We start from the raw sequence: 512 nt of genomic DNA on the forward strand, positions 1-512 counted from the left end.
CCGGCAGACTGCGCCTGCTGGCAGGCGATGTACGTTTCGAGGGGCAGCAGGAAGACCTGATCAAGGCCCATTACGCAGCGACCGCCGAAACCTGCGAATACGACTACGTGGTGAACGCCACCGGCGCGGCCAAATGGGTGGAATGCGAGCAGGACTCCGGCGTGCTCTGGCAGCTGCAGCAGGACGGCCATGCACTGCGCGATGAACGAGGTGGCCTGCAAGTGGAGTTTGCCAGTGGCGCACTGCTCGACCGGCACCGACAGCCGGATCCGCACCTGCGCCTGCTGGGCCATATGACCAGCGGCACCTACTTCTTCGTCTCCTCGCTGGAAATGATCGCCAAGCGTGCCCAACACATGGCCGAAGACCTGATCCGCGGCCTGCCCTCGCACCTCTCGGCGCCCACCGCTCCCCTCGCCTCGCCATTGCCCGCCCCTACGGAGTAACCCATGCCTGTAAAATCTAACCTGGCACCCTGGATCTGGTCCGCGCTGTTGCTGGTGGTCGTCTGC

General features: G+C 64.6%; 1 protein-coding gene. It reads left to right on the top strand.

The window, feature by feature from the left end; all coding sequences use genetic code 11:
- Positions 1-446: hypothetical protein (locus AC1DCY_RS27450; protein ID WP_477355885.1), on the top strand; the 446-nt coding region annotated here is incomplete at its 5' end.
- Positions 447-512: the final 66 nt, after the last annotated feature.

This window comes from Lysinibacillus sp. 10T31, assembly GCF_056394365.1.